The organism is Nostoc sp. NMS8 (genome assembly GCF_017115045.1).
In the GTDB taxonomy this organism is placed as follows: domain Bacteria; phylum Cyanobacteriota; class Cyanobacteriia; order Cyanobacteriales; family Nostocaceae; genus Nostoc.
Map to the genome: position 1 here is coordinate 1 of NZ_JABXKK010000081.1, position 5,520 is coordinate 5,520.

Consider the following 5,520-nt stretch of genomic DNA (forward strand, 5'->3'; position numbering starts at 1 on the left):
TACAATTTCCATATGGCTATCGAGTCGGTGCAAGTTTTTTCTAATCAGCACCTTAATGGTTCGATAGCTTTCTTGTCTATTCCGTCAACTAAAAATTGTCCGGAGTATTGCGATAATAGACCTGCAAGAATTGCCTCCACAACAGCGAGAAGCTGAAGCGCAACGACAAGCTAATGAAGAAATTCAAAAACCCTTTGATTTAGAGCAAGGGCCATTGCTGCGTGTTAAGCTTTGGCATCTCAATAAAGAAGAATATATTTTCCTGACGACTATCCACCATATTGTTTACGATGGCTGGTCTCATGGGGTGTTTCTTCAAGAACTATCAAAACTCTATACAGCCTTTTGCAACAACGAGCCTTCTCTGCCAGATGTTACGCGTAGCTCGCTTCCCCCAAGGGGTACACCACTTCCTGAACTTCCGATCCAGTATGCAGACTTTGCTCAATGGCAGCGTGATCGCCTACAGGGTAAAATACTCCAGTCTCAAATTGACTACTGGAAGCAACAACTGAGTGGCAACCTTCCTGTACTACATCTGCCCACAGACCGCCTACAACCATCAATCCAAACCTACCGGGGTGCATCCTACTCTCAAGTATTACCTCAAGAACTCATCGAAGCCTTAAAATGTTTCAGCGAATCTGAAGATGCAACCTTGTTCATGGTTTTGTTGGCAGCATTCAAGACTTTACTCTACCGCTACACAGGGCAAGAAGATATCCTTGTGGGTTCACCCATTGCTAACCGTAATCGACGTGAAATATCGGGTTTAATTGGGTGCTTCATCAACACTTTAGTACTACGTACTGATTTATCGCAGAACCCGACTTTTAGTGAATTGCTAGGTCGAATTCGCTCTGTCGTTTTAGGAGCGTTTGCTCATCAAGACCTACCTTTTGAAAAACTAGTAGAAGAACTACAACCAGAACGAGACTTGAGCAGCTCACCGCTATTCCAAGTAATGTTTGTGTTCCAGAATGCTCCTACATCTTCTTTAGATCTCACTGGCTTAACTCTAAGTCCATTGCCTGTAGAAAATAAAACGGCAAAGTTTAATTTAACTTTATCCTTAGAGCAAACCACTCAAGGACTGATGACAGTGTGGGAATATAACACCGATTTATTTGATGCCAGTACTATAGAGCGCATGGCTGGGCATTTTGAGATTTTACTGGAAGGTATTGTTACTCACCCACAGCAGCATATTTGTAAATTGCCCTTACTCACGCTAGCCGAGCAACACCAATTATTGGTGAAATGGAACGATACTCAAGCAGACTATTCTTTGGATAAATGTATCCATGAGTTGTTTGAAGTACAAGCTTTAAGCACTCCAAATGCAGTGGCAGTAATATTTGAAAATCAACTACTTACCTACCGGGAGTTAAACGAACGTGCTAATAAAGTAGCTCACTACCTAAAGACTTTGGGTGTAGAACCGGATGTGCTGGTTGGCATCTGTGTAGAGCGTTCTTTAGAAATGGTAGTAGGATTATTAGGGATTCTTAAAGCAGGCGGGGCTTATGTACCACTAGATCCCAATTATCCCCAAGAGCGTTTAAGTGATATGTTGCAGGATGCTGCTGTCTCAGTGCTGTTGACACAGCAGCATCTGCTGGAATCATTGCCTTTCTATCAGGCTGATATTGTCTGCTTGGACTCCCAGTGGGAGGTAATTAGCACTCAAAGTCAAGAAAATCCTGTCAGTCAGGTAAGTGTAAATAACCTAGCTTATGTAATTTATACTTCAGGTTCGACTGGTAAGCCAAAGGGAATTGCCATGAGGCATTATTCCTTGGTCAACCTGATATTATGGCAGATTGAAAATGCTATCACCGACACTAAAGCAAAAACCTTACAATTTGCACCTATAAGTTTTGATGTCTCCTTTCAAGAAATTTTTTCAACTTGGTGTGCAGGGGGTACGTTAGTCTTGATTTCTGAGGAGATTCGACAAGATGCATACGCTTTATTACGGCTAATTGTTGAAGAAAAAATAGAAAGACTATTTTTACCTTTTGTCGCCTTACAGCAGTTAGCCCAAGTTGCTAATAGTTCACCATTCCATCCGAAAAATTTGCGTGAAATTATTACCGCAGGTGAACAACTGCAAATTACTCCTCCCCTTATTAGTTTTTTTAACAAACTTCCTGATTGTGTATTGCAAAACCACTATGGGCCATCAGAGACTCATGTAGTCACCAGTTTTACCTTACAGGGTCGTGCAAGTGACTGGCAAGCTATTCCGCCGATTGGAAGACCGATCGCCAATAACCAAATGTACATTCTAGATGAGAATCTGCAACCTGTTCCGATTGGTGTTTCGGGAGAACTTTATATTGGTGGCGCAGGAGTTGCTCGTGGTTATTTAAACCGTCCTGACTTAACCAAAGAAAAATTTATTCCTCATCCTTTTATTCTCCAATTTCAAGCACGTCTTTATAAAACTGGGGATTTAGCCCGTTATCTTCCTAATGGTAATATCCAATTTTTAGGTCGCAGCGATCGCCAAGTCAAGATTCGTGGTTTTCGGATTGAACCTGGAGAAATTGAAACTGTTCTCAGTACTCACCCCCAAGTCCGACAAGCCGTTGTTATTGCTAGAGAAGATAAACCAGCAAATAAACGTCTAGTCGCCTATCTGGTTTCTGATCAAAAATCTCTCAGTAGCCGCGAGTTGCGCGATTTCCTTAAACAGAAACTGCCAGAGTATATGATTCCATCGGCATTTGTGATGCTGGAAGCTATGCCTCTAACCCCTAGTGGGAAGGTAGACCGTAAAGCACTAAAAGCACCGGATGAGGAATTAAGTCGAGACAATTTTGTGCTACCATGTACGCCGATAGAGGAAGCGCTCGCCCATATCTTTACCTCTGTCTTGGGAATGCAACGAATCAGTATCCACGACAACTTTTTTCAAATCGGCGGACATTCTCTTTTGGGGACTCAAGTCATATCTCGCTTGCGAGAAACTTTCAACGTCGAGTTACCCCTGCGTCGCTTGTTTGAATTGCCTACAGTAGCTCAACTCAGCCAGATACTGTTAAAGTTAGAGCAAAACAACGCAGATATCTAAGTTAAGAGTCCCGAAGAGATAAAGGACTTAAAATTTACCATAACTCCTACTCAGAGAACATCAAACCAGTTTCCCTTATCTTTTACTCAAGAACGACTGTGGTTTCTCGACCAACTAGACGGAAAAAGTCACAAATATAATATTCCCATAGCGCTCCAGATTCAGGGAAACCTGAATATTGCTGTCTTAGAACAGGCCTTAGTAACACTCATTCAACGTCACGAAATCCTGCGTACCCGTTTCACAATTACTAATGGAACGCCAGTACAAATAATTGATTCTGGTATAAATTTTACCATAGCAGTGGTGGACTTGCAAGAGTTTTCCCAAGACCAACGTTCTGAGCAAGTACAACAAAAGGTGAAGCAGGAGCTAGAAACCCTCTTCAATCTTACTGAAAGTCAAAGTCTGCGAGTAACACTGTTACAAGTAGCTCCTCAAGAGTTTGTGCTACTTGCAAGTATGCATCATATTGTCTTTGATGGTTGGTCTGTTGCCATCTTTATTCAAGAATTATTTACTCTTTATCAAGCCTTTTTATCTAACAGTTCTTCTCCCTTACCCAGCTTACCTATTCAATACGCTGACTTTGCAGTTTGGCAAAGACAGTGGTGGCGTGAGGAACGTTTGCAAACTCAACTTGATTACTGGAAGCAACAGTTATCTAATGCATCACCCATATTAGAACTACCGAGCGATCGCCCGCGACCAAGCATACAAAGCTTCCGAGGAAAAAGCCTGAGCTTTCAACTCAACCCTGAGCTAAACAAGCAGTTACAAACCCTGAGCAAAAAAACAGGCACTACCCTATTCATGACCTTGTTAGCAGCCTTTGCTACCCTACTTTACCGTTATAGCTCTCAAGAAGATATTAGTATAGGTTCTCCTATTGCTAACCGCAATCGCTCTGAAATTGAACCTCTGATTGGCTCTTTTGTCAATACCTTAGTGTTACGCATTCGCATCCAAGATAATCCTAGTTTTGCCGAATTACTGGCTCAGGTGCAACAAGTAGCTTTGGATGCTTATGAACATCAAGATGCCCCCTTTGAAAAAGTCGTGGAAGCCTTACAGCCAGAGCGTAGTCTCAGTCACAATCCACTGTTCCAAGTGATGTTTGTCTTGCAGAATGTACCCGAACAAACATTCAAGTTACCCAACCTTACTTTGACACCTTTTGACTTGGATAACGTAACATCAAAATTTGATCTTACTCTGTCAATGGCTCAGACAAAACAGGGATTACAGGGACGCTGGGAATATAACACCGACCTGTTTGATGGGGACACAATTACCCGAATGAATCAGCATTTCCAGACATTATTGTTCGGAATTGTTGCTAATCCACAACTTCAAGTCAGCAAACTACCTCTACTAACAGCAACTGAACGGCAGATACTGGTGGATTGGAATAACACCCAGAGAGAGTACCCTAAAGACAAATGTATCCATCAACTGTTTGAGTTACAGGTGGAAAAGACACCCCTTGCAGTAGCTGTAGTTTTTGAAGATCAGAAACTAACATATCTTGAGTTAAACAAAAAAGCAAACTGTCTAGCCCATTACTTACAAAAGCTAGGCGTTGGGCCAGAAGTGGTGGTAGGGCTTTGTGTTGAAAGATCCACAGACATGATTGTTGGTCTTTTAGGCATTCTCAAAGCAGGAGGTGCTTACCTACCACTCGACCCTGCATTACCCGCACAGAACTTGGTGCTGCGGTTGCAAGATGTGCAAGTATCAGTAGTTATTAGTCATACGTCATTGGTTGATAGCTTTGAACAAATGACAGTAATCTGCCTAGATACCGACTGGGACATTATTACTAAGCAACCTGATAGGAACCCAATCGCGCTTGTGACGCCAGAGAATTTAATTTACGTGCTTTACACCTCCGGTTCTACAGGCAGACCAAACCCAGTCGCGATCGAGCATCGGCAACTTTTAAACTACTATTACGGTATTGTAGAAAAACTAAAACTGCCAACAGGTGCTAGCTTCGCTACAATTTCCACTTTTGCCGCCGATTTGGGCAATACAGTTATTTTTCCGTCTTTAGGTACAGGGGGATGTCTGCATATTATATCCTACGAGTGTGCAATTCATTCAGCAGCTTTAGCAGATTACTGTGACAACCATCCCATCGACTGTTTAAAAATTGTACCCACTCACCTTGCTGCCTTACTAACTGGTACGCAGCCTGAGAAAATTCTACCCCGCCAATGCCTAATTATGGGTGGTGAGGCTGCAACTTGGGAGTTAATTGAGCAGATTCGGCAATATGCTGATTGTCGTATCTTCAACCACTACGGACCTACGGAAGCTACTGTTGGGGTGCTAACCTATCCAGTTCAGATGCACGAAGGAAAATCCGCTTTAGTTCCCTTGGGATACTGTTGGCGAAATATTACTTAACATAAAAACGGTAGATTTACCGTGTAATA

General features: G+C 42.4%; 2 protein-coding genes. Both read left to right on the forward strand.

Going from position 1 to position 5,520, the window contains the following annotated elements:
- The first annotated feature begins 115 nt into the window (after positions 1-115).
- Positions 116-3,079 (forward strand): amino acid adenylation domain-containing protein, encoded by a 2,964-nt coding sequence (locus HWQ39_RS15045; RefSeq protein WP_292846224.1) that lies wholly within the window; start codon positions 116-118, stop codon positions 3,077-3,079.
- Between the two features lie 39 nt (positions 3,080-3,118).
- Complete coding sequence (locus HWQ39_RS15050) at positions 3,119-5,491, forward strand: condensation domain-containing protein (RefSeq protein ID WP_292846227.1); 2,373 nt, start codon at positions 3,119-3,121, stop codon at positions 5,489-5,491.
- Positions 5,492-5,520: the final 29 nt, after the last annotated feature.